Below are 24869 nucleotides of genomic sequence, written 5' to 3'. Positions count from 1 at the left end.
GTCGTGCGCGATTATTCCATCGACCAGCTCAAAGACGCCGCCAGGCTGATGCGCGGCTATGACCTGGTCGCCCTGTGCGCTGCCGGGAGCGGCCATGCCGGCGGAACCCTGTCAATCATGGATATCGCCGCCGCGCTTTATCTGAAAGTCGCTAACTTGGACCCGCAGAACGCCGAGTGGGCCGACCGCGACCGCATCATCTTCTCCACCGGACACAAAGCCCCGAGTCTTTATCTCGGGCTGGCATTCGCCGGCTTTTTCGCCCCCGAGGAAGTGGTCACGCTCCGCAAACTCTATTCGCCTTTCCAAGGCCACCCGCACTGGTTGAAGCTGGCGGGTGTGGAAGCCTCGACCGGTTCCCTGGGGCAGGGCTTGAGCATAGCGGTGGGCCTGGCGCTTGCCGCCCGGCTCAACCAGAAAAATTACACGACCTTCTGCATCATGGGAGATGGCGAGCAGCAGGAAGGCCAGATCTGGGAAGCGGCCATGGAAGCCGGCCACTACCAACTCGACAACCTGGTCGGAATCGTGGATTACAACCGCCTGCAGATAGACGGTCGCGTGGCCGATGTCATGAACATCGATCCCATCGAGCAGAAGTACCTCAGCTTCGGCTGGGACGTGGTGCGCATCAACGGTCATGACATGGACCAGGTGGTGGAAGCCCTACAAGCGGGGAAAGCACGAAGAGGAACCGGCAAGCCGCTGGCCATCATTGCTGAGACCATCAAGGGCAAAGGCATCAGCTTCTGTGAAGATGTGGCCGGATGGCACGGCAGGGCAACGAACCTGGATGAAACCAGGAAGGGCCTGGCCGAGCTTGGATTGACGGAGAAAATCCCTCTCGAGGCTCTGCTCGAGAAGGCCAAGTCCTACCAGGCGACGGTGAATGCCAAGCTGTTCGAAAAGATGCCGCAGTTCCGGCGGGACTACTGGTGGAACAACTCCGTAGACATGCAGGTCCAGATGAAACCGACGCGCATGGGATTCGGCGAATCGCTGGCCGTCAACGGCGCCGACGAACGCGTGGTGGCGCTCGGGCTCGACATCTCCGGCTCCATCACCATCAGCGAGTTCTACAACAACAAGCCGGAGCGCAAACCGCGGTGGATGAGCATGGGCATCGCTGAGCAGTCCGCGACCGCGGTGGCGGCCGGCCTGGCGCGGGAGGGCAAGCTGCCGGTATTTGGAACCTATGCGACTTTTGCCGTCGGCCGCAACCTGGACCAGATTCGCACCACCATTTGCTACGGCAACTTCAACGTGCTGATCGCCGGCGCGCATGGCGGGGTTTCCGTCGGACCGGATGGCGCCACCCACCAGGCGTTGGAAGATCTGTTCGCAATCTGTGGTCTCCCCAACATGGTGGCCGTGGTTCCTTGCGACAGCGTCGAAACACGCAAGGCGACCGACTACCTGCTGATGCGGCACGTCGGTCCCAAGTACATTCGCTTTGCGCGCGAGGCCACGCCCATCGTTACGAAACCGGACACGCCCTGGGTCTTCGGCAAGGCAAATGTGATCCGCTTCCGCCGCGAAGCGAAGGATTTTATTGACGCCTTCGATACCGTGCTCGCCTCTCACTACGAAAATGAAGACGAGGACCTGGCCATCATTGCTTCCGGCCCCATGGTGCCGGAAGCCATGCGTGCTGCCTACATCCTGAAGCAGGACTTCGGCTACGAGACGCGCGTTGTCAACCTGCACACGCTGAAGCCGGTCGACGAGGCTGCGATTGTCCGCGCCGCGAAGGAAACCGGGGTTGTCGTGACTGCGGAAGAGCACCAGATTGGCGCGCTGGCATGGCGCGTCAGCGCGGCCATCACCGCCAGCCCCGAAATGTACGGGCAGCCGATTATTACCGGCGCCATCGGGGTACAAGATCGGTTCGGGGATTCCGGCGCGCCGTGGGAGCTGATCAAGGAATTCGAGGTCTCGGCCGAGCACATCGCGCACAAGGCCGTAGAGCTGATGAAGATCAAGCGCCAAAAGGCCACGACACGCCTGGATCTTGGCCAATTGGTCAGCAGCCGGAACTGACTTCCGAATTGTCACCTGCTGTGTAGCACGGGTCTCAAAAACGAACCCCCGCGGGAAAACGAGACCTTGTGACACTGCCCTCGCTTGTGTGCACTTGCGAGTTCAAGTTCTTCGCAGGCCTCGGCGCCTCACCGAGGCAGCAAAACACATTTCCCGAAATTGCTGTGGCCTTGTACGAGGTATTACGCTGCGGTGGATTTTTTGCCAACCCCTCCCGTAAGCTAGATTGTTTCTTCAGGTGTGGGGGAGAGCTGCATGGCTGACCAGAAGCGCTTCCGCGTTTATGCGACGTGTGATATTGGCGAAGCTCTTGAGATGCTGCGCAAACGCGGCTACGAAGTTGAGGTTTATCCCGGTCCAGAGCCGCCGCCGAAGAAACTCATACTCGAAACGCTGCGCACCGGTGTGGACGGCCTTATCACCACCCTTCGCGATCCGATTGACGCGGAAATCTTCGAGGCCGGCAAAGGCCACCTCAAGGTGGTATCGCAGCTCGCGGTCGGCTTCGACAACATCAACCGCGCCGACGCCAATCGCTACCAGGTCCCATTTACCCACACCGCCGACGTCCTGACCGAAGCCACGGCGGAGTTCGCCTTCTTCATGATGGGAGCGGTGGCGCGGAAATTGTGGAGCGCCGAACTGAACCTGCGCCGTAACGAATGGGGAACCTGGCACCCGTACCTGCCATTTCTCGGCGATGAGGTCAGCGGAAAAACGATCGCGGTGATCGGCACCGGGCGCATCGGGCTGGCGATCATCAAGAAGTGTGACGGCTTCGACATGAATATCCTGTGCTACGACCCGGTTTACCAGAATCACGAGTTCGTGCGGGGAATACAGCAGCTCAAGGAATTGAGGCATTCCTTGGGGATCACGAAAGATCGAACCTGGATCAAGTACGTGGGCTTCGAAGAGGCGTTACGCGAAGCCGACTTCGTGACCATCCACGTTCCGCTGGTGCGGCCCGGCGAAGGCGAGACGCCGACGTACCACCTCATGAACGAGAAAACGCTGCGCATGATGAAGCCGACGGCGTACTTGATCAACAACTCGCGCGGACCCGTGGTCGATGAAAACGCGGTGGCCAAGGCGCTGCGGGAAAATTGGATTGCCGGCGCGGCGCTCGACGTCTTCGCCAAGGAGCCGCTGCCTGCGGATTCTCCGCTGCGCGACCCCGCCATCGAGGACCGCTGCCGACTGTATCCACACTTCGCCAGCGCGGGCAAGATCACGCGCCTCTCGACCGATCCTGACAAAGGCATGGCCGGGCGCTGCGTGCAAGGCTTGATTGATGTGCTGGAGAACCACTATAACGGCGATCCGGCAAAAATGCCCTTCGTAGTTAACAAAGAAGCTTTCAAATGAGGCTTCAGGCTGCTGGCTACCCGGCTCCAGGAAAACCGGCCTGAAGCCTGCAACCTGGAGCCAGTAGCCGCTAACTCCTGCCTGCCGACTCCTAACTACTGCTCTACCGCGGCTCTGCCGCCTGCTCCACGTTCTTGCGATCCACGTCAAGCTTGTTCACCACTTGATCGACGTTCGGCACCGTCGCCGCCAGCTTCTGGACCTGGGTCCGCTCTGCGGGCGTCTTCACCTTGCCGTCGATCGTGAGCACGCCGTTCTTGGCCTGGTAGTGGATACGTTCGTGATCGAGACGATTGGCCACCAGCACGGCCTTGAAGTTCTTCTCGATCGCGTCGTCAACGTTGCGCTCGATGGTTTTTGCCGCGTGCTCCTCGTCCACGGGCTCGATGCTGAGCTGGTTGGAGACCACGTCGCCGGCTGCGGCCTGCTGCGCGACTTCACCGGCCTTGGCTTTCAATTCCGGTGAGCGCACGCGGCCGTTCAACGCGATGACGCGCTTATCTTTGTCCCACTCGACCCTCAGGCCGCTGAAGCCGGCCTGGTCGAGCGATTTCTCAACTGCTTCTTTGTCGTTGCGGGCAGCGTTCGGGTTGTCATTGCGCGCGTTCGTATTGCGGTTCGAGGAACACGCCAGCGCCAAACCCAGAATCGACAGCAAGGTAAAAGCAAAGAACTTCCTGAGCATAGGACCTCCAAGCAAGGTCAGGGGATAAAGCTGGGATGCAAAGCTGAGCAGCCGGGAGGCCGGGGAATCCAATGCCGAATTGCCTTGCCGAATTGCAACTCGGCAGTTCCGCAGTTCGGCAATTCCGCAATGGCTATTTCGAAATGAGCAGTTCCTTCGCCCGCTGCGTCGCCTTCACCACCGCCTTGATGAGCGTGACGCGCAGCTTGCCCTCTTCCAATTCCAAAATGCCGTCAATAGTGCAGCCGGCCGGGGTAGTGACCGCCTCCTTCAGCAGCGCCGGATGCTCGCCGGTCTTCAGCACCATTTGCGCCGCTCCAAGCACGGTCTGTGCCGCCAGTTCGGTCGCAAGTTCGCGCGACAGGCCGACTTTGACGCCGGCTTCGGCGAGCGATTCGAGGATGATGTAGATGTAGGCTGGGCCGCTGGCGGAAAGACCGGTAATCGCGTCCATCTTATTTTCGTCAGCGACGGCGCAGCGCCCCACCGAGGTGAAAAGCCGGCGAGCCGTTTCCATGTGCTCGTCGGTCGCATACCGGCCCTTGCAGATGGCTGTCATTCCGCAGGCCACCACCGACGGTGTGTTGGGCATGGCGCGCACCACCGGGACTTCCTTGCCCAGTTTTTCCTCGATGTAGCTGGTAGGAACCGAAGCGACAATCGACACAATCAGCTTATTCGGCCCAACCTCAGGCCGGATTTCCGCCAGCACCTGGTCCATGACCTGCGGCTTTACGCAAACGAAGATGATGTCCGCGTTACGCGCGGTCCGCCGGTTGTCCGTGGTAACCGGGATATTGAACCGCTGGGCAAGCTTGCCGGCGCGCTCGGCGTGCTGCACGGTCGCACTCAGTTCCAAGCGCGGCGTTCCCTCGTAATGCGCGAATGCTTGCAGCAGAATGCCGCCCATTTTCCCGGCTCCCAAGAGTGCGAGACTTTGCGTACCAGCCTGAGGCCTGTGTTTTGCCCTCTTCGTTGCTTGCTGCATATGCTTCCTTCCCAAAATATTTCCTTGATCATCCGTAGCGCTGAATTTTGCCAGCTTTGCCGCGGCATCTTACCGCCATGCGGGGGCGAAATTGGAGGGGGTTTACGGTCGCAGCGCCATGGCACGGACCAGGGAATCGAAAATCTTGAACCCGTCGGTACCGCCCATCAGGGCTTCGCTGGCGCGTTCGGGATGGGGCATCATGCCTAGCACGTTGCGGCCATGGTTGCAGATGCCGGCGATGTTGTCGAGTGAGCCATTGGGATTAGCCGCCTCGGTGATCTCGCCTGCAGGAGAACAATAGCGGAACACCACACGCTGCTCCCGGCGCAAATCTTCCAGCGTGGCAGCGTCGCAAAAGTAGTTACCTTCCATGTGTCCGATGGGGATCTGCAGCACCTCGCCCTTGCGGCAGGAGGCGGTGAAGGGAGTTTCCGTCTCCACGCGCACGTGCACCGGCTTGCAGATATATTTCAGCCCGGCATTGCGCAACAACGCGCCCGGCAGCAAGTGCGATTCGCAAAGAATCTGAAAACCATTGCAGATGCCGAGCACCAATCCTCCGCCGGCCGCGAATTTGCCGACCGCCTCCATCACCGGGGAAAAGCGAGCGATGGCGCCGGTGCGAAGGTAATCGCCGTAGGAAAAGCCGCCAGGAACGATTACCAAATCACAGTTTTCCAGGTCCTGCGATTCATGCCAGAGATACGTGACCGGCTCTTTCGCCACCTGCTGGAATACCCAGTAGGGATCCTGGTCGCAATTCGAGCCTGGAAATTGAATGACGCCGACTTTCATTGTGACCAGTTTAGCATCGGTGGAGCGAATCCCACGGCGCGATCGTGCATGTTCACGGTCTCGCAAGGGACTTCGCGGCAGCCGAATCGACTCCTGTGGAGAGCAGACCGGCTATGGGCTACACGCCGACCGGGTATGGCTTGCCGGTTTGGGGCTCGCGCAGTTCGCGGCCGCTGAAGATGCGCTCAAAACGCCCCTGCAGCAGCGACATCAAGCCGGTGTACCAGTAACCCATCACAAACAGAAACAGGAAAGGAACCGTGATGTAGTTTTCGTTGGTGATCGCGTACCAGACGGTCGCGGCAAAGTAGGCGCCGACGAGCAGCTCGAAATAAGGAATCAGGCCGAGCCGCTTGCGGTACTTGCTGGTACGCACTCTATCCTTCTTCGATTCCACGCGGTACTTGGGCGTGCGCGCAAACGCTGATTGCTTCCCGAACAGCGCTTCCAGCACGACCTTGGTATTGGTCAGCGTGAGGCCGATGCCCTGCGCCATCAGGAAGGGCAGGAACAACAGGCAACGCGGCCAGGTTTTCGGGAACAGTTCCCGCTGCGACACCAGGTAGAAGCTGCTGATCGAGAACGTCGAGGCCAGGAACAGCGGCACGTCGATGTACAGCATCTGGAACCAGCCCTGGTAGAAGCGGATGATCATCGCCGGCAACAGCAGCGTGGAGAGCACAATCATCAGCGGGTAGCTGATGTTCGCCGTGAGGTGATACCAGGCTTCGACCTTCACGCGCCGCGGCGCGTTGCTCCTCATGACCAACGGCAGGTCCTTGATCGCGCACTGGATCAAGCCCTTGGCCCATCTCGCCTGTTGCGTCTTGAACGCTGTCATCTCCACCGGCAACTCAGCAGGGCACTCCACGTCCTGCAAGTAAACGAAGCGCCAGCCCTTGATCTGCGATCTGTAGGAGAGGTCGGTATCTTCGGTGAGCGTGTCGTGCTGCCACCCGCCGGCTTCTTCGATCGCACGCCGCCGCCACATGCCCGCGGTGCCGTTGAAGTTGAAGAAGACGCCGGTGCGCGAGCGCGCGCCGTGCTCCAGGATGAAGTGTCCGTCGAGCAGGATGGCCTCGACCTCGGTGAGCAACGAGTAGTTCCGGTTGATGTGCGTCCAGCGCGTCTGCACCATGCCCACGTCGGGCGCGGTGAACTGGTGGATGCAGCGCATCAGGAAATCTTCCGGGGGCACGAAGTCAGCATCGAAGATGGCGATGAATTCGCCGGTCGCGATCTTCATCCCTTCCTGCAGCGCGCCCGCCTTGAAGCCCTCGCGGTTGCTGCGATGGTGATAAGTGACCGGGTAGCCGAGCGTTGCCCAGCGATCGACGGCGTCGCGGGCGACATCGACGGTTTCGTCGGTGGAGTCGTCGAGCACCTGGATTTCCAGCTTCTCGCGCGGATATTGCATCTTGCACACCGCTTCCAGCAACCGCTCAATGACAAACTGCTCATTGAAAATCGGCAGCTGCACGGTGACCCGCGGCAGGTCGGAAAATCGCCCTGGGGGATGGTCGCTGCTGGCGCGGTTCTTGCGGTTCTTGTAATACAGGTACACCAGCACGTAGCGGTGAATCCCGTAGGACGCCAGCCAGATCAGAACGATGAAATACGGAATCAGCAGCGCGTAGTCGAAGGCGTTGGCATGATAGAGCCCGCGGAAAGTGGTATCGAGGAAATGGCTGCGAAAATATTGGCCGACGCTCGGCCGCGCCGCGAAAAGGGCAAACATGGGGACAAAAGTGTTCAGCGCAGTGCTCCGGTACAGCAGACGATCACGGGCAGCCGCCCGAGCAGGTATAAACACTTGATTGTAACGCAATCGGCTCTCGGCTGTCGGCCACCGTGTTCGGGAGTAGGCCGAGAAAAGAACACTGAACGCCGCTCGGTAAGCCAACGCGCACGCGCCGATCACCGACAGCCGAATGCCGACAGCGGTTCAGTTCAGGAAGTAGGTACGATACAGCGTGTCTCGCTGCACCGGGCGGAAGCCGGCGTCGCGGATCATGCGGCGCAGTTCCTCTTCCGTGGTGCAATTGGTCACTCCTGCGGAGCGCACCACGTTCTCTTCGATCATGACCGACCCGACATCGTTTCCGCCAAAGCGCAGCCCGAGCTGGCAGACCTTCAGGCCCTGCGTCACCCAGCTCGATTGCACGTTGAGGAAGTTAGAGAGGAACAGCCGCGAGATCGCCAGCACCTTCAGGTATTCCACCGCTGTGGCTTCATCCCAGCCGCGGCCGCCGAGCGCGGTGTTGTGCGGCTGGAAGCTCCATGGGATGAACGCCGTGAACCCGCCTGTCTCCTCCTGCAGGTCATAGAGCCGCTGCAGGTGGTTGATGCGGTGCTCATGCGTCTCGCCCACGCCGAACATCATGGTGGCGGTGGTGCGCATGCCGAGCTGGTGTGCTGTGCGGTGCACGTTGAGCCAATCTTCCGTCAGGCACTTCAGGCGCGCGATGCGGTAGCGCACTTCGTCATCCAGGATTTCGGCGCCGCCGCCGGGAATCGAGTCCAGTCCGGCATCGCGAAGGCGAGCGATGGTGTCGCGAATGCTCAAGCCGCTGTATTCGGCGATGGCAATGATTTCCGACGCCGAGTAGCAGTGCAGGTGAACGCGTGGGAAGCGCTGCTTGATCCCGCGCAGCATTGTTTCGTGCCAGTCGATCTTCAGGTCGGGATGAAGCCCACCCTGCATGAGCACACCAGTGCCGCCCAATTCCACGGTCTCCGCGATCTTCTGGTAAATGGTGTCGTAATCCAGGATGTAGCCTTCCGCCGCCAACTTGCCCTTCAGCGGACGATAAAACGCGCAGAAGGTGCAGTATTCGGTGCAGAAGTTGGTGTAGTTAATATTGCGGTCGATGATGTAGCTGACCACGCCGTCGGGATGGATCTTGCGCCGCTGCGCGTCCGCTTCGATGCCCAGACCGATCAAGTCGTCGGAGCGGAACCAGTCGAGCGCTTGGGCTTTCGTCAGGGACATAGAGAAACAGTCTGCCAGTCTCTCAGTTTATCAGCCAGGGTGTTTTGAAGTCACCGGCGTCTCGGGCGACCGAGCGACTTACGACTAACGGAGCTGAGAAGCGGAAAAACCGACAGACCGCGAGAGCTATTTCTTGGTTGTGTCTTTGCTCGGCTTGCCCGCAGCAGCCGGCGGTGCCTGGTGCGCAATGATCTGGTCCTTGATCTTCTCGTACTCGCTCTTGCTCACGATTTTCTTCGTAACCAGGTCGTTCTTGCCGCGATAAGGACGTCCATCAATGATCTTCTGCGAGGTTGCGGGACCGATGCCGGGCAGCTTCTCCAGCTCGTCTTTGCTGGCAGAGTTGATGTCGATCTTGGCGCCGGACTTCGCCGCGGCGGTGTCGGCGGAGGGCTTGGAGGTCTGCGCCGAAGTGTCCTTGCCCGACTTGGCTGTCGACTTATCTGTCTTGGTTTGAGCGGCGAGCATTGCTGTCGCCAAGCTCACGGTGATCAGTAACATCCATAATTTCTTCATGCAGTTTTCTCCTTTGCGTCTTCGTCGACGCTATCCGCGTCGCCGGCTCTTCCTTGTTGCTGCTCCTTCAGCTTCTGGTTGCCCTTGCCGGGAATGGGCAGCTCCTCGACCGGTTCGCCGCGGCGCTTTTCTTCGGCCCGGCGCTTGGGCCGGTAATACTTGAAATAGACAAGGGCACCCATGCCGCCCAAGGCCGCCAATACTAACAGAACGTACAGAACCGGCGTCCGATAGCGTGTTATGAAACCAATAATTGAGTTTCCGTACAGGTGCGCAAGGTACGCGACGCCGGCATAACGGATGCCGCGGCCAACGGTCAGAGCGAACAGGAAATTGCGTGTCGGATATTCCAGGATGCCCGGCGCCATCAGCACCGGAACGATAGGAAATGGCGGCGGCAACATGGCGCCGATCACGATAGTGGAAAACGCGTGTTTGTCGAATTTGGCATAAATCTTTTCTGCCCGCTTTTTGCCGATCTTCTTCTCCAGCGTTTCTTCACCGCCCTTCTGGGCGAGGCGGAATGTGAGCCAGCCGCCACAAACCGAGCTGGCGGTCGCGATTCCGGCGTAATAAAGCCACGCGCTTCGGTGTCCCGATACCAGCAGAATTGTGAAAATGTCCATCCCCCCGGGGATGGGAATAAGCGAGTTGTCGATGATGCCGACCAGGAACAACCCGACCGGGCCAAGCCGGTGCAGCCAGTCCATGACGGAGAATGCAAGCAAGCTGATCAAGGTCACCCACAAGGAGGAAGGACGCGCGTACTCTCATTCCCCAGGAGGTTAGACGCGACCAGCGAGGCCGGCGAAAGTCACCAGAGTTGGATTTATTGGATTTAAGAGATAAATCTTGCTGATATCACAGCTTCCAGGGGAAAGTTCAGCCAACAAACTGGGGCGCGGCCATGCCGAGGAAGCGCAGCGACGGCGCCTCCTCAATGACGCCACACTCGGCCGCGTAGCGGAAGAAGAGTTCCAGGCCCTCCAGGTTCTCGGCGTCGAGAGCAAAGTGGATGTTGCGGGTCAGATAGCCGGCAATCTCCCGCTCGGTCAGCCCGACGCGGCCACTCCAGCCGCGCGCGATCGTCGCGATATTCGCCGGCTGCACACCGTGATCACGCGAATTGCGGAACACCGCGGGGACGTCCAGGTCGCGGCGCGCTTCGCTCAGCGCCTGCATCCGCGCCGCCCAGAAAGCAAAGACAAATGGTTTGCCGGTGAACTTTCGCCACTCCTCCGCGAGGTCATACACGAAATAGTCGGCGCGTGCGACGCGCAGGGCGGGGTCGCCGATCAGCAGCGCCGCATCGCAGGCGGCGAGCATGGAATCAAGGTCGGCGGGGAAAGCGCGAAACTGCCGGACGCGCCCCCAGAGCTTCTGGCAGAGTATCCGCGCCAGGGCCACCGAACTCCGAGATGATGTGTCGGCGGCGATCGTGTTCACCTGCTCGACCGGTTTTCGGCTCACCAGCAAGATCGATCGCACGGCGCCTTTCGCGGCGATGGCGGCGTCGGGGAGAATCACCAGACCTGGAATCGTGGCGTAGGTGATCGCCGGAATGATCCCGATATCCGCGCGGCCCCGCTTCAAGGCCTCGGCGCAGTGCGATGGAACCGTGTACTCAACCGTGAAATCAGACCGCAGTTCGGGCGGAAGATCGTCGTCGCTGTGCTGCTCCGGCGTGGCGCCGTAATCGAAATCCCACATTAACGGCGCGGTGTTGAGGAACGAAATGGCGGAAACTTTCAGCCGTCGCATCGTAAACCGTGATTGTAACAAAGAGGTGTGACGCGGCTCGCTGACCCCGCGGAGCAAGGCGTGTAAAGTTGGTGGTTTTCCCAGGCTGGGAGATTCATGTCAATTGCAAAGACCGCACCCGCCTCCCATCACTTGCAGTGGCTCGCCCTGGCGCTGACGCCCTCGCTTGGACCCGGACGATGCCGGCGCCTCGTCGAGCATTTCGGCAGCACCGCGGCCGTGTTCAACGCCAGCCTGACCGAACTGGAAGCGGCCGGACTTTCCGCGGTCGCGGCACAATCCATCGCGCTCGGCAAATCGTCGGAGTTGGCGCAGGAAGAAATGGTGAGAGCGGCCAGCCTCGGCGCGCAGATCCTCACTTTGGACGATCCTGACTACCCGTCGCTGCTCAAGCAAATATACGATCCACCGGTCGCGCTGTATGTTCGCGGGGACCCCGCAATCCTGTCGGTCCCGGGGATCGGAGTGGTCGGCACGCGCCACCCCACACCCTACGGTCTCGGCATGGCCGAGCGACTTTCCTGCGACCTTTCGGCCCGCGGGATCATCATTATCAGTGGCATGGCCCGCGGCATAGACTCGGCTGCGCACCGCGGTGCCATTTCTGCCAAGGCAAGAACCGTCGCCGTCTTCGGAACCGGCATCGACGTTTTTTATCCCCGCGAAAATAGCAGGCTTGCCGATCAGATCCTCGCGTTTGGAGGCGCTCTGGTCACCGAGTTTCCCGTCGGCACATTCGCCGCGCCGCAGAATTTTCCGATTCGCAACCGCATTATCAGCGGCATGTCAGTCGGTGTTTTGGTGATCGAGGCGGGCGAGTACAGCGGGACGCGCATTACCGCGCGATGCGCACTGGAGCAGAATCGCGAGCTGTTTGCTGTGCCGGGCAATGTTACGAACCGCAACTCGTGGGGTCCGAACACGTTGATCAAGCAAGGCGCAAAGTTGACCGCGACCTGGGAAGATGTCTGGGAAGAATTGCCCGCCGACGTTCGGCTGAAGTTGGAGGCGGAGCGGCCTGCTGCAACGGAACCGGGTGCTACCGCATCCCTGTTCCAGTCCGAAGCGGTGCCGCCGCAGGAACGTAAGGTGCTGGCATTGCTCAAAGCGGACGAAAGCACCCACATCGATGACATCGTCGAACGGCTGGAAGGCACAATGTCGTCTTCCGAGATATTCGCCGCGCTTTTCGAGTTGGAACTGGCGGGCAAAGTCCGGCAGATGCCGGGAAAAAATTTCGTAAAAGCTTTTTGAGCTGGTTTGCCGCGGCGGCTGCAAACGCGACTGACTCGTGGTACAGCGAACTGCCGTTTCGTTACTGTCGAGGTTACGCGCAAACGCGTGATTGCAAAACGGCTTAGCTGAAAGCTGAGAGCCGGATCACAGACGGCCGGATAGCCAATACCATAAAAGCCGTGCTAGCTTGAAAACTCACAAGAGGTAATTTTGTCCAACTTAGTCATCGTCGAATCGCCGACCAAGGCGAAGAGCATCGCGAAGTATCTCGGCAAGGGATACGACGTCGAGGCCTCGCTCGGCCATGTCAAGGATTTGCCCAAGAGCACCCTGGGCGTCGACATCAAGAACGATTTCGACACCGATTACATCGTCATTCCGGGTAAGGAGAAGGTTCTGGCCAGGCTGAAGAAGCTGGCCAAGTCGGCGGACGCGGTCTACCTCGCGCCCGATCCCGACCGCGAAGGCGAGGCGATTGCCGCGCACCTGGCGGAAGAACTTGCGCCCGACGGCAAGCGCAGGAAAAAAGGCGAGGACAAGATCTGGCGCGTCACCTTTAACGAGATCACCAAGCGCGCCGTCCAGGACGCATTCCAGCATCCGCGCGGGATCGACTGGAACCTTGTGGACGCGCAGCAGACGCGTCGCGTGCTCGACCGGCTCGTCGGCTACCAGGTCTCGCCGCTGCTCTGGGACAAGGTCCGTCGTGGCTTATCTGCCGGCCGCGTGCAGACCGTCGCGCTGCGCTTGATCGTGGATCGGGAGCGCGAGATCAAGGCCTTCGAGAAAAAAGAATACTGGACCATCGACGCCCACCTGCAGGGCGCCAAGCCGCCCGCCTTCGATGCGCGCTTTATCGGCATCGGCGAAGAAAAGACCGAGGTCCCGAACGAAGAAGAGTCGAAAAAGATCGTTGACGCTCTGCGGAACGCTTCCTGGACCGTACGCAGCGTTGACAAACGCGAGCGCCGCCGCTCGCCTGCGCCGCCGTTCACCACCAGCAAATTCCAGCAGGACGCCTCGCGCAAGCTGCGCTTCAGCGTCAAGCGCAGCATGATGATCGCGCAGCGACTCTACGAAGGCATCGATATCGGCGAAGAAGGTGCCGTCGGTCTCATCACCTACATGCGTACCGACTCGGTGCGCGTCTCCAACGACGCGCTCAACGAAGTTCGTGAATATGTCGCGCACGAATACGGCCCGCAATATTTGCCGGAAACGCCGAACACCTACAAGTCCAAGAAGGAAGCGCAGGAAGCGCACGAGGCCATACGCCCGACTTCCGCCTTGCGCCATCCTGATTCGGTGAAGCAGTACCTGAAGGAAGATGAGTACAAGGTCTACAAGCTGATCTGGCAGCGTTTCGTGGCTTCGCAGATGAATCCCGCGATTTTCGACCAGACCAGCGTCGACATTGAAGCCAAATCAAACGGAACGTCTTACATCTTCCGCGTCACCGGTTCCGTGTTGAAGTTCGACGGGTTCCTCAAGGTTTACGAGGAAGCCAAGGACACCAGGGACGAGGAAGACGAGGCGCTCAAGCACAAGCTGCCCGTGCTCGAGGAAGGGCAGAGGCTGACGCTCAAGGAACTGAAACCCGAGCAGCACTTCACCGAGCCTCCGCCGCGCTACAACGAGGCGTCGCTGGTGAAAGAACTGGAAGAACGCGGTATCGGCCGACCATCCACCTACTCCGCCATCCTGAGCACCATCCAGGAGCGCCAGTACGTGCAGAAGCTCGGTGGAAAATTTGTTCCCACTGAGATCGGCCTGGTCGTCACCGACCTGCTGGTTGAAAACTTCAAGGACATTTTCGACTTCCAGTACACTGCCCGGCTCGAGGAAGAGCTGGACGAAATCGAAGAAGGCAAGGAGAAGTGGACCGACGCGCTCGGCGACTTTTACAAGAAGTTCCAGAAGGACCTCCGCTACGCCGAGAAACACATGGAAAACATCAAGCGGATGGAGAAGCCGACCGACGAGAAGTGCGAGCGTTGCGGCGCGCCGCTGGTGATCAAGTGGGGCAAGCACGGATCCTTCTACGCGTGCAGCACCTACGATAAGGACGATCCCAACTCCTGCACCTTCACCAAGGAAAATCCGATTGATCTGCCGGATCTGGACTCCGCCGACATCCAGGAGACCACGCAGGAGGAGTATTGCGAGAACTGCGGGCGTACCATGGTCCTCAAGCGCGGACGCTTTGGCCAGTTCATGGCCTGCACCGGCTATCCCGATTGCAAGACCACGCGCCGGCTCGACCAGGGCAAGAAGGTGCCCGATATTCCGCTGGAAGAAAAATGCCCCAAGTGCAGCCGCAACATGGTGCTGCGTCACGGCCGTTACGGCGAGTTCGTATCCTGCAGCGGTTATCCTGAGTGCAAGTACGTCAAGCAGAACTACATCGGCGTGCCGTGCCCGTTATGCAAGGACGGGGAACTGGTGGAGAAGAAGGCGCGCCGCCGCGGCAACCTCTTTTATGGCTGCTCGAATTACCCGAAGTGCAAGTTCACCTCGGCTTATAAGCCCATCGCCGAATCCTGCCCGCAATGCGGCAGTCCGTACCTGATCGAGAAGAATCTGAAGTCCGGCGCGGTCGTCGCTTGTCCCAACAACAAGCGCGCTGCCGCGGAAGAAGAAGACAAGCCCAAGCGCCGCCGCAAGAAGGGCGAAGAAGCACCGGAGAGCGCCGTGAAGTGCGATTACTCGCGCCCGCTCGAGCCCAAGGAAGGCGCCGTCGCCTAGCAGTCGCCTGAAACGCGCTACCGCGTGCACTCCGTTCCATCGTCTGGGAGCGCAGTTCGCTCCCCTCGTTGTGTTATATTTTGCCGAATCCTGAATGACAGCGCGTTCCGCGCCATCGAGAAATTCCACTCTTAGTTTTCGTGAGGAGAAACCATATGCCCAAAACCGCCGGCAAGAAAGCAACTGCTGCCGATGCCGAGATCGTGATGAAACTTTACGACCTGCGCCGTGAACCGGAGATGCGCAAGGCGCGCCACTGGTACGGCAATGCCGACTTCAGCTCCTGGGAAGCGGTCCAGAAAGTCATGATGGGCTGGGGCACGCAAGAGAATGCCTGGTTTCGCCAGAACCTTACATATTGGGAAAATGCCGCGTCGCTGGTGCTGCGCGGAGTCGTCAACGCCGACCTGTTCTTCGACTGGAACGGCGAGATCGTATTCACGTACGTCAAGATCAAGCCCTATATCAAGCAGATGCGTGAAACTTCGGGCAGCGACGAATTCATGCAGAGAACCGAGAAACTGCTGAGCAGTACGCCTGAGCTGCGCAAGCGCGTGCAATGGATGGAAGGGCAGTTTAAGAAGTGGGGCGAAATGATGAAAGCTCGGGCGGCGGCGAAGGGCTAAGCTCGGACTTTCGGGAAGTAGGGAAGAGGCTGCCCGGTAACGACGGCCTGCGGATTGTCGTTTGTGATTGCTTGCGCGACCCCCGGTCCATAAACGCGGCTGATGAGGTCGCGGGCAGCGGAAAGTATCGGCGGGCGGCGTTCAATGTTGTGCGAATCGGTCGCCAGGATATGCACGGCTTCGCGATCGAGCAGCCATTTCGCCGCCTTTTTCGCCTTCTCGCCCCAATTGCCGGTCACCGATGATGCTGTGACTTGCACCGCGCACCCCAATTGTGCCCACTGCAGAACGCGCTCCGGTTTGTGCTGCAGCAGCGGATTACGCTCGGGATGGGTAATGATGGGCCGCAAGCCTCGCAGCAACAGATCTTCCAGTTCGGCGGTCAGCGACGGCGGAATGGAAAAGTCGCTGAACTCGACCAGGAGATAAGGTGTGTCCTCGATGGTGTACCGGTGAGGCGTTTGAGCGATGCTTTCCAGATTTTCGTAGGACAGATGAAAGTCACAGCCCAGGCTGAGCTTGGGCTTGCCGCCGGTTCGCCGAGACAATTCCGAAAGCAGGCCGCGCAGCCAGTCGCGATCATACGCGTAAGTGCTGTTGGCGTGCGGCGTGGCAACCATGTGTTCGATCCCGTCGCCCGCGGCCATGTGACACATGTGCTCCGACATCTCCCAGGAGCGGGAGCCATCGTCAACTTCCGGAAGAATATGGCTGTGAATGTCGACCATGTAACGTTCAGCGATTAACTATAACGCGCCCGGGTACACGACAGACGAGTTCGCCCCGCATGGCCCGCGCAGGGTGCCCGCATGGCCGCGCCACCTACTTGTAATGCTCGCGCAGGTAGTCGGCCATGCCCGCATAGGCTTTGGCGAGCGTCGCTTCGTCGGGCAGAAAGACGATACGGATATGGCGCGTGCCGGGGTGCTGGCCGAATCCGCTGCCGTGGACGACGAGCACCTGCTTTTCCGTCAGCACGCCTTTGACAAAATCGAGATCGTCGCCGGAAATGTCGAGCTTCGGAAACACGTAAAAGGCGCCTTTCGGCGAGACGCAACTCACGCGCGGGGTGGAGTTCGCCCATTGCACCGTCAAGTCGCGACGTCGGCGCAATTTCTCATTCATTTCTTTCAGATGGTCCTGCGGGCCTTCGAGTGCCGGCTGGATGGCGTACTGCATGGGCGCGTTGGCGCACAGGCGCGCGCGCAGAAGCTTGTGAGTGCCTTCAATGTAGCTTTTGAGGGCTTCTTTCGGACCGCTGCAGATTGCCCAGCCAGTGCGCCATCCGGGCGCCAGGTAGGGTTTCGAGAGTCCGCTGAAGGTAATCACGGGAACGTCAGGCGCGAGCGAAGCCAGCGAGACATGTTCGACGTCGTGATCAAGAATGAGCTTGTCGTAAATCTCGTCGGCGAGGATGACGAGGTTGTGCTTGCGCGCCAGTTCGCAGATCTGTTCCAGCTTCTTCCGCGAGTACACCGCGCCGGTCGGATTGTTGGGATTGATGACGACGATTCCGCGCGTTTTCGACGTAATCTTGCTCGCCATCTCCTCGATGTTCGGTTCCCAGCCCTGCTCTTCTTCGAGGAAGTAGGCGTTAATTGGACTGTCGATTTTCGCCAGCACCGCCGAGTACAAAGGGTATTCGGGCGCCGGCGTGAGCACGTTTTCGCCAGGATTGCACAGCGAAGTGAGGCAGATCTCGACGCCTTCGCTGACACCGGCGGTGATGAAGATGCTCTGCACGTTGCGAATGCCGCGGCGTTCGGCTTCGCCGGCAATCGCCTTGATCCCGGCGTCGATGCCGAGCGAAGGCGCGTAACCGTTGTAGCCATCGCGCATGGCTTTCTGCACCGCTTCGATCAAGTGCGGCGGAGTGGCGAAGTCGAACTTGAGCGGGTCGCCGATATTGAGCGGGAGGATTTTCTTGCCGCTCCTGGCGACTTCGTCGGCCAGGACGGCGAGATCACGAATCGCGTAACGAACATTCTCCAGCCGCAGCGCGGCCAGGATTTCGCGGGCTTGCGTGGTCATGGGCATGGCAGTAATCCGCTGGACCTACGATTGTAGCCGAATGCCCGGATTAGCCACAGAGGGCACAGAGGAGTGCATTTTCTTGTGGCAAAGAATCGAGAATGCGGAATGTAGATGGCGGCATTTCCCGCGGCTCCACCAAACCTCCCTGGAGAAGAATGAATCACTGCATCTGTCCGGCGGGCCGGACATCTCATAGCTGATCACCCTGATCAGAGGAGGAGACAAGTGGCATCGTTACCCAAGACGTTCGCTGATTCCAGCGCCGGTAAGGCGATTGCGCAATCATTATTGCCGGAGTTCGATCAGGAGATGGCAAACACCCGCAAGACGCTGGAACGCGTGCCCGACGACAAGTTTGACTTCAAACCGCACGCCAAATCCGGTTCCATGGGATGGCTGGCAGGACACCTGGCCAACCTTCCGCTGTGGGCGGTAATGACGCTCAAGGAAGATTCGCTCGACATCGCTCCCGCCGGCGGACAGCCATTCAAGCTGCCTGAAACCAAGAACCGCAAGCAAGTTCTGGAAACGTTCGACGAGAATGTCGCCAACGCGAGGAAAGGTTTGCAGTCTGCCACCGACGCGCAGCTGATGAAGTCGTGGTCGCTGCTGAAGACTGGGCAGCCAATCATGACCATGCCGAAGGTGGTGGTGCTCCGCTCCTTCGTGCTCAACCACATCATCCACCATCGCGCGCAGTTGGGAGTTTATTTGCGGCTGAATGACCTGCCGGTGCCGTCGATTTACGGACCTAGCGCGGACGAAGGAAGCTTCTGAAACAAAGAAGTCAGAACGTCGTGGCGAGTGACGCCGCCGTTCTGACTTCTTGCTTTAGACTTCCTGCTTCTAACTTGTCTCTATTCTGGCCTGTCAATCTGCGCGCGCTGCAGCTTGTCGCTGTAATCAACGTAGATGGACTTCCACTCCGTGTAGAACTCGATCGCGCCGAGCCCGCCTTCACGGTGCCCGTTGCCGGTTGCTTTGGTTCCGCCGAAAGGCAGATGCACCTCGGCGCCTATCGTCGGAGCGTTGATGTAGGTAATGCCGGCGAACAGATCGCGCATCGCGCGGAAGGCGCGGTTCACGTCCTTAGTGTAAATCGCGCTGGAGAGGCCGTATTGGATGCCGTTGGCAATCTCGATGGCATCCTCGAAGCCGTCACAGGGAATGATCGACACCACCGGCCCGAAGATTTCTTCCTGCGCGATTCGCATCTGCGGGTTGACGTCGCCGAACACGGTAGGCTCCAGAAACCAGCCATGCTTGTAAATGCCGCTGTCCAGACGGTGTCCGCCGCAAAGCAGCTTGGCGCCCTCCGCCTTGCCGACCTCGATGTATTGGAGATCGGTTTCCAATTGTGACTTGTTGACCGCCGGACCCATGTCCACCGTCTCATCGAGCCCGTTGCCGATCTTGAGTTTCTTCGCGCGCTCCACAAAGCGGCTCACGAACTCGCCATAGACACCCTTCTGAACGATGATGCGGCTGGTCGCAGTGCAGCGCTGGCCGGTGGTGCCAAACCCGCCCCACAGGCCGCCTTCGAGCGCCAGGTCGAGGTTGGCATCATCGAGAACGATCATCGGATTCTTGCCGCCGAGCTCGAGCGAGCAGCGCTTGAAGCTCTTGGCGCACGATTCACCGACAATGCGCCCGACGTCGCTGGAGCCGGTCAGGGAGACTGCGCGGATCTCCGGGTGCTCGGTCAGCGGCGCGCCGATCTTCGAGCCAAAGCCGGTCACGATGTTGACCACACCCGAGGGAACGCCGGCGTCCACCAGCGTCTGCACAAAATTAAATACTGACAGGGGAGTATCCTGCGCCGGTTTGATGATGCACGTGTTGCCGGCAACCAGGGCGGGGAAGAGCTTCCAGGAGGGAATCGCCATGGGGAAGTTCCACGGCGTGATCATGGCGCACACGCCTACGGGATGGCGCGCAGCCATGGCGAACTTGTTCGGCAACTCGGAAGGCACGGTGGCGCCAAACATGCGGCGTCCCTCGCCGGCCATGTAGAAGCCGGTGTCGATTGCTTCCTGGACGTCGCCGCGGGTTTCCTTGATCACCTTGCCCATCTCGCGCGTCATGTCGCGGGCGTAGTCTTCCTTGCGTTCGGCCAGCATCTGGGAGGCGAGGTAGAGGATTTCAGCGCGGCGGGGAGCCGGCACCAGGCGCCACTTCTTGAATGCCTGGCGGGCGGCGTCCACGGCGGCGTCCACGTCGGCCTTGCCGGATTTCTGGAACACGCCGACCACATCGCGGGTGTCGGCGGGATTCAGGTTCTCGAAGGTCTCGCCGGTCGAGGCTTCCACCCACTGGCCGGCGATCAGGTTTTTGTAAATCCGGGCGGTCTTTACTTTGCTGATAACGTCCACATCAGTGGCCATTTGCTGCGCGCCTCCAGCGAAATAAGTACAAACCCATCATCGTATCCGGGAGGCCAAGGGTAGGCAAGTGCGCGCGGCTGCGAAGCTGAGCTGCAGGTCCAACTTGGCACTCCAATCGCTGCCATGGATCGGCCACAGTGGCCCGCCCCTCCAAAAGACCTGCAAGGGGTAATTCTCAAGTTATTCACCTATTTGCGACGGTTAGCCATTGTGGTACTCTCGCCACATTACCCCAAGTCCTACAATTTAATTGTTCCAACGCGTGCCACCGAAACACAAAGCGGGCTTCCAAATCTCGTGGACCACGGTCACGTATCGCAGTGTCCTTCTGTTAATTCTGATCGTGACGATGGCGCTGACGTTCGTCCTGCACCTCCTCTTTCCCGAACCGACGAAGCGTTTAGCACGCAAGGCCGGCGAAGCGGTCGCCGATTGGCTCGGAAAAAGAGGCCGCGGTCCGGGCAACAGCACCGGCCAGCAAGCCGCAAGCTTTACAGCGATTGACGGCACGGTGCGCGTCAAGAAGGCGAACAGCAATACTTGGGTCAATGCCGATTTCAACGTTCCGCTGGAAAAAGGCGATGTCGTGCAGACCAGCAACGAGGGAATCGCGAAAGTGGTGTTTCCCGACAACACCAATTACACCATCAAGCAGGATTCGCTGATCGTCATCCAGGAGAACTCGACCAACACCGCACAGCAAACGCAGGTCGCGGTGGAGTTGACGACGGGCACGGTGGACCTTTCGACCTCGTCGTACACACAGGGTTCCAAGAGCCAGGTCATCTTGGCCGGCGCGACTGCTTCCATCGGAGCGGACAGCTCGGCCATGGTCCGCAATGACCCTCGCGCCGACCAGCATGAGGTGCTGCTGAAAAAAGGCACCGGCGAAATCGCCCGCGGCACAGAAAAGGTCAAACTGGGCGAGTACGAGCGCGTGAGTTTCACTCAGGAATCGAAGAAGATGACGAAGCTGAAGGAAGTTGCGCCCCCGACGCTGATCGCGCCTGCCAACGTCGCTCCCATCTTCGTCAACATGCAAGCCGGAGGGTTGGTGGATTTCGTCTGGTCCCCGGTTCAGGATTCCGTCCAGTACCACGTGCGCATCTCACGCAATCCGTACTTCTCCTCCACCGTGTACGACAAGCGGACGCCGCTGCCGCAAGTGAAGGTCCCCGGGCTGGCCGAAGGCGCCTATTACTGGACGGTGCAGTCGGTCGATGCCGATGGCAAGGAGTCGGTGGAGAGCGAAAAAAACCGCTTCACCGTGATTGCCAAGGGCACGGAGAGCGCCGAAATCGCGCTGGAGCTGGCGCCATTCGTCCAGCACGGACACGTGATCGAGGTGAAAGGCAAGACGGAAAAGACGGCGCGCGTCATGGTGAATGGCACCGAGGTCCCCGGCGTACGTGAGGACGGTTCCTTCTTCTTCTTTACTCCTCCCTTGCCCAATGGAGAGAACATCATCACCGTGACGGCCCAGAACGCTAAAGGCGGGGTGAAGACGAAGCAGCAGAAGATTTTGATCCAGTAACCCGGGCGGCCAGTGTCCGTTTCGATCTTCAGCCCAGGAGCGGAGCCGCGATCGTGGACACTCCTCAGGGACTTGCGCCGCGCGGTGGGATATGGAGAATCACGGTAGGGCTGCGACTTTGGTTCCACCGATAGCGGTGCACATCGAATAGAATCAGTGCAGTCGGGCAGGAGAAATCAGGACAGGTTACAAGAAAACCAGGTTCCAGAGAGAAGAAGTATGTCAACGAACGGTTTCCATCCAACTTCCCGCTTCCACAATGTGCGCTCGCTGTTCAGCATGTTTTCCAGCGACTTGGCCATCGACTTGGGCACGGCGAATACCCTGGTTTACGCGCGCGGCAAAGGCATTGTGGTGAATGAGCCGTCCATCGTGGCGATCAACAAGAACACCGGGGAAGTGGAGGCGGTGGGCAAGGAAGCCAAGGAGATGTTGGGCCGCACCCCGGGCAACATCGTAGCCATCAAGCCGATGAAGGACGGCGTCATCGCGGATTTCAAGGTCACCGAGAAGATGCTGAACTACTTCATTCAGAAGGCCCACAACCGCAAGATGCTGGTGCATCCGCGGATAGTGATCGGCGTCCCCAGTGAGATCACGCAGGTAGAAAAACGCGCCGTCATGGACTCCGCCTACCGCGCCAAAGCCAGCGAAGTACACCTGGTGGAGCAGGCGATGGTGGCGGCCATTGGCGCCGGATTGCCGATCACCGAACCGAGCGGGAACATGATCGTCGACATCGGCGGCGGCACCACCGATATCGCCGTCATTTCCCTCAGCGGCATTGTGTACTCGCGTTCGGTGCGCATGGCCGGCAACCAGATGGACGAAGCGGTGATGAATTTCCTCAAGCGGAAGTACAACCTGCTGATCGGCGAGCGCACGGCGGAGCAGATCAAGATTGAGATCGGCAGCGCCTACCCGCTGGATAAGCCTCTGACCATGGAAATCAAGGGCCGGAATCTGATCGAGGGCGTTCCCAAGACCATTACCGTGGACGATAGCGAAGTGCGCGAAGCGCTCAGCGAGTGTGTGGCTACGATCATGAATGCGATTCGCGTGGCACTGGAGCGTACCCCTCCGGAGTTGAGTGCCGACATCAGCGATCGCGGCATCGTGTTGACCGGCGGCGGCGCGCTGCTCAAGAATTTGGACAAGCGCATCCGCGAAGAAACCGGACTGCCGGTTTCCATCGCCGACGATCCGCTCTGCAGTGTGGTGCTGGGTACAGGCAAGATGCTGAGCGATTTCAAACTGCTGCGAAAGATCTCTCTCGAATAGCCACAGAGGCACCGAGGAAGGCTAGTGAAATTCGGCGCAGATTAACGCGGATGAAGTGCAGATTATGCAACCATCATGAATGGGATGATGGCGGATTCGCAGCCTGTTTGCTCGCTACCGGCTGGCGGTTGATGCCCTAAGGTCGCTAACTACTAACCTCTAACTCCTGGCTGCTAGCCACTGGTTTGAAGTGGACAACATCATCAACCGCCATCGAAACCTGACCATCCTGGCGGTGGTATTGTTTGCCCAGATTCTCGGGCTCGCGGTCCAGGTCAAGAAGGGCACCGACCAAGGGTCTTCGCGCCTTATCCGCATCTGGGCTGTTTCTGCCGTTACTCCTTTCGAAAAAGGCGCGGTCCACGGCACGCGTTGGTTTAGCGAAGCCTGGCACAACTACCTCTACCTGCGTGGCGTGCGTAGCGAAAACCGCCAATTGCGCGAGGAAATAGAACGCATGCGGCTGGAGCAGGTGCGAATCTCGGAAGATGCCGGACAGGCGCGGCGCCTGCAAACGCTGCTCGGATTCAAGGAGCAATTCATCTCGCAGACGATGGCGGCGCAGGTGATCAGCACCACCGGCAGTGATTTCTCCCGCGGAGTTTTCATTGATAAGGGATCACGCGACGGGATCAAGGCCGACATGCCCGTCGTCACTCCCGACGGAATCGTCGGCAAGGTTTTTCGCGTTTACCCGACCTCTTCGCTGGTTCTGGAGATCAACGATCCCACCAGCGGCGCGGGAGTAATCCTGGAGAAATCGCGGCTGCAAGGAGTCTTAAAGGGCTCTTCGACGGGCGAAACTTTCCTCGCCAACGTCATGGCGGACGAAAAAATCGAACCCGGCGAGCGCATTCTGACCAGCGGTGGTGATCGCGTCTATCCCAAGGGAATGGCGGTCGGGACCGTCTCTCGCGTGAATCCGGCGGGCACCTTCCTCAATGTGGAAGTCAGGCCGGCCGCGCATCTCGACAGGCTGGAAGAGGTGCTGGTGATCACCAAGATCGTAGACAAGGCCCCGGATGTTGCCGACCAGAGCGGTCCGATACGGGCCATCGATATTTTGGCGCGCCGGCTGCCGTCGGTGCCGCCGCCGAAGCCTGAGGCGAAGGCCGGCGCGACGGGTGTGGTCGCCAAACCCGCGCCTCCGGCGACGACCTCGAAGCCGGCCAATGACGCAGCGAAGCCGGCAACTCCGCCCGAGACGGCAGGGCAAACCCCGGTCCGGAAAGAACCTGTAATTGCGCCCGTGGCGGATGCGGCGAAATCGGTGACCGATGCCGCCAAGCCCGATAATCCAGCAAAGGACACCCCACGGTAGTGGCCACCCACACTGTTTCCCGCGAGCAGATCGAAGTTTATCGCTTCCCGGTGGCGGTGGCGGTGGCAGTCCCCCTGGCAGCCTTGTTGCTGCAACGATTCCTGCCGTTGTATTTCCCCTGGCTGGCCATGTTCGACCTGCCTCTGCTGGTCACGATTTATTTCGGCATGGCCCGGCGCAACCAGATCAGCGGGCTGCTCACTGGCGGCGTGATCGGCTTGATGCAGGACAGTCTGACGCACCAGCCAATCGGTCTGTACGGAATTGCCAAGACGGTGGTGGGATACGGCGCCTCGTCACTCGGCGTCAAGATCGACGTGGAAAATCCCGGATCGCGCATGCTGGTGACGTTTGGGTTTTACCTGTTACACCAGGTCATCTACTTTGCGGTCGCCCGCGGGCTGGCAGGAGAGGTCATGTTCTGGCGGTGGGGCCATCAGGCGATCGCTGCTATTGCCAATGCGGCCCTGGGCCTGTTGTTGTACACGGCGTTGGACCGGCTGCGGCAGCGGACGTGACGACAGTCTGTCAGTCTGTCAGTCGGTCAATCGATCCGGACC

21 protein-coding genes are annotated in these 24869 nt (G+C 59.8%); 10 read left to right on the top strand and 11 right to left on the bottom strand.

Annotation, left to right across the window (positions count from 1 at the left end; genetic code table 11):
* Window positions 1-2040, top strand: a 2040-nt coding sequence (locus VFI82_06120) for a transketolase (GenBank protein HET7184241.1), incomplete at its 5' end; no start/stop codon positions are given.
* A 255-nt stretch (window positions 2041-2295) separates the two neighbouring features.
* On the top strand, window positions 2296-3408 hold the full coding sequence (locus tag VFI82_06115) for a D-glycerate dehydrogenase (protein ID HET7184240.1): 1113 nt from the start codon (window positions 2296-2298) through the stop codon (window positions 3406-3408).
* 103 nt (window positions 3409-3511) lie between these two features.
* Here the strand turns inward: VFI82_06115 and VFI82_06110 are convergent, their stop codons facing one another.
* The 8 genes from VFI82_06110 to VFI82_06075 form a co-directional block, all read right to left on the bottom strand.
* Window positions 3512-4093, bottom strand: coding sequence for a BON domain-containing protein (locus VFI82_06110; protein HET7184239.1), 582 nt, complete (start codon window positions 4091-4093; stop codon window positions 3512-3514).
* 133 nt (window positions 4094-4226) lie between these two features.
* Entirely contained in the window at window positions 4227-5081 is an 855-nt protein-coding gene (gene proC / locus VFI82_06105) for a pyrroline-5-carboxylate reductase (protein ID HET7184238.1), read from the bottom strand.
* Between the two features lie 102 nt (window positions 5082-5183).
* Complete coding sequence (purQ, locus tag VFI82_06100; GenBank protein ID HET7184237.1) at window positions 5184-5879, bottom strand: phosphoribosylformylglycinamidine synthase subunit PurQ; 696 nt, start codon at window positions 5877-5879, stop codon at window positions 5184-5186.
* Window positions 5880-5997: 118 nt separating this feature from the next.
* Window positions 5998-7617: a cellulose synthase family protein gene (locus VFI82_06095; GenBank protein HET7184236.1), complete on the bottom strand. Its 1620-nt coding sequence runs from the start codon at window positions 7615-7617 to the stop codon at window positions 5998-6000.
* 207 nt (window positions 7618-7824) lie between these two features.
* Window positions 7825-8871 (bottom strand): cyclic dehypoxanthinyl futalosine synthase, encoded by a 1047-nt coding sequence (gene mqnC / locus VFI82_06090; protein HET7184235.1) that lies wholly within the window; start codon window positions 8869-8871, stop codon window positions 7825-7827.
* 126 nt (window positions 8872-8997) lie between these two features.
* Window positions 8998-9387, bottom strand: coding sequence for a helix-hairpin-helix domain-containing protein (locus VFI82_06085; GenBank protein HET7184234.1), 390 nt, complete (start codon window positions 9385-9387; stop codon window positions 8998-9000).
* Complete coding sequence (locus VFI82_06080) at window positions 9384-10097, bottom strand: VTT domain-containing protein (GenBank protein ID HET7184233.1); 714 nt, start codon at window positions 10095-10097, stop codon at window positions 9384-9386. The genes VFI82_06085 and VFI82_06080 overlap by 4 nt, the downstream gene beginning before the upstream one ends.
* A gap of 172 nt (window positions 10098-10269) precedes the next feature.
* The gene (locus tag VFI82_06075) at window positions 10270-11148 is read right to left on the bottom strand and encodes a menaquinone biosynthesis protein (GenBank protein HET7184232.1); all 879 of its coding nucleotides are present in this window, start codon (window positions 11146-11148) and stop codon (window positions 10270-10272) included.
* Window positions 11149-11244: 96 nt separating this feature from the next.
* On the opposite strand from VFI82_06075, the gene dprA reads away from it, so the two are divergent.
* From dprA to VFI82_06060, 3 genes are all read left to right on the top strand, one after another.
* Window positions 11245-12402 carry a DNA-processing protein DprA gene (gene dprA, locus VFI82_06070; protein HET7184231.1) on the top strand — a complete coding sequence of 386 codons (1158 nt, stop codon included), beginning with the start codon at window positions 11245-11247 and terminating at the stop codon, window positions 12400-12402.
* Between the two features lie 192 nt (window positions 12403-12594).
* Window positions 12595-15129, top strand: a complete 2535-nt coding sequence (gene topA / locus VFI82_06065) for a type I DNA topoisomerase (protein HET7184230.1) — start codon at window positions 12595-12597, stop codon at window positions 15127-15129.
* A 155-nt stretch (window positions 15130-15284) separates the two neighbouring features.
* Window positions 15285-15755, top strand: a complete 471-nt coding sequence (locus VFI82_06060) for a hypothetical protein (protein ID HET7184229.1) — start codon at window positions 15285-15287, stop codon at window positions 15753-15755.
* Here the strand turns inward: VFI82_06060 and VFI82_06055 are convergent.
* Together VFI82_06055 and VFI82_06050 are read right to left on the bottom strand one after the other, a co-directional pair.
* Window positions 15752-16483, bottom strand: coding sequence for a CpsB/CapC family capsule biosynthesis tyrosine phosphatase (locus VFI82_06055; protein HET7184228.1), 732 nt, complete (start codon window positions 16481-16483; stop codon window positions 15752-15754). The genes VFI82_06060 and VFI82_06055 overlap by 4 nt on opposite strands.
* A gap of 94 nt (window positions 16484-16577) precedes the next feature.
* A complete protein-coding gene (locus VFI82_06050) occupies window positions 16578-17792 on the bottom strand; it encodes an aminotransferase class I/II-fold pyridoxal phosphate-dependent enzyme (GenBank protein ID HET7184227.1) in 1215 nt (404 codons plus the stop codon).
* Window positions 17793-18014: 222 nt separating this feature from the next.
* Between VFI82_06050 and VFI82_06045 the strand changes: the two genes are divergently transcribed.
* On the top strand, window positions 18015-18566 hold the full coding sequence (locus tag VFI82_06045; GenBank protein HET7184226.1) for a DinB family protein: 552 nt from the start codon (window positions 18015-18017) through the stop codon (window positions 18564-18566).
* An 80-nt stretch (window positions 18567-18646) separates the two neighbouring features.
* Here the strand turns inward: VFI82_06045 and VFI82_06040 are convergent, their stop codons facing one another.
* Window positions 18647-20173, bottom strand: a complete 1527-nt coding sequence (locus VFI82_06040) for an aldehyde dehydrogenase family protein (GenBank protein HET7184225.1) — start codon at window positions 20171-20173, stop codon at window positions 18647-18649.
* A gap of 349 nt (window positions 20174-20522) precedes the next feature.
* On the opposite strand from VFI82_06040, the gene VFI82_06035 reads away from it, so the two are divergent.
* The 4 genes from VFI82_06035 (at window position 20523) to mreD (ending at window position 24827) form a co-directional block, all read left to right on the top strand.
* Window positions 20523-21707, top strand: a complete 1185-nt coding sequence (locus tag VFI82_06035; protein HET7184224.1) for a hypothetical protein — start codon at window positions 20523-20525, stop codon at window positions 21705-21707.
* A 219-nt stretch (window positions 21708-21926) separates the two neighbouring features.
* A complete protein-coding gene (locus tag VFI82_06030) occupies window positions 21927-22988 on the top strand; it encodes a rod shape-determining protein (GenBank protein ID HET7184223.1) in 1062 nt (353 codons plus the stop codon).
* Between the two features lie 190 nt (window positions 22989-23178).
* Window positions 23179-24309: a rod shape-determining protein MreC gene (gene mreC / locus VFI82_06025; protein HET7184222.1), complete on the top strand. Its 1131-nt coding sequence runs from the start codon at window positions 23179-23181 to the stop codon at window positions 24307-24309.
* Window positions 24309-24827, top strand: a complete 519-nt coding sequence (gene mreD, locus VFI82_06020) for a rod shape-determining protein MreD (protein ID HET7184221.1) — start codon at window positions 24309-24311, stop codon at window positions 24825-24827. The genes mreC and mreD overlap by 1 nt, the downstream gene beginning before the upstream one ends.
* Window positions 24828-24869 lie beyond the last annotated feature (42 nt).

The organism is Terriglobales bacterium, assembly GCA_035691485.1.
In the GTDB taxonomy this organism is placed as follows: domain Bacteria; phylum Acidobacteriota; class Terriglobia; order Terriglobales; family Acidobacteriaceae; genus JAIQGF01.
The sequence above is the reverse complement of the archived record's forward strand: the minus strand, read 5'-3'. Positions and strand labels throughout refer to the sequence as shown.